Annotated in this window: 1 protein-coding gene; it reads right to left on the bottom strand. The window is 39.3% G+C overall.

Going from position 1 to position 323, the window contains the following annotated elements; genetic code table 11:
• A partial coding sequence (locus Q4Q35_RS15540) for a hypothetical protein (protein WP_303278922.1) occupies positions 1 to 323 on the bottom strand: 323 nt, incomplete at both ends.

The following is a 323-nucleotide window of genomic DNA, read 5'->3' on the forward strand; positions in this document are numbered from 1 at the left end:
TTACCACAATCATCCGTAATAGTATACGTTCTAGTAACAACGATTGGACAGGTACCAGTAGCACTATCAGAGTTAGTCACCACAAGGTTTGCATCTGTAGTACAGTTATCAGCAATAGCAAGCCCAAGAGCTTCTAGAGCGGCGACAGTATTAACAGGAGCAGTAGCATCAGTAGCAGTACAACCCTCTACCGTAGATTCAGCAATAGAACCAGAAACAGTAGGTAATGTTGTATCGTTGATAATAATATTTTGAGTTACAAGAATTTGATTATTACAAATATCGGTTACACTATAAGTTCTAGTGATCGTCTCCGGACAAGA

Source organism: Flavivirga aquimarina, assembly GCF_030540835.1.
In the GTDB taxonomy this organism is placed as follows: Bacteria; Bacteroidota; Bacteroidia; order Flavobacteriales; family Flavobacteriaceae; genus Flavivirga; species Flavivirga aquimarina.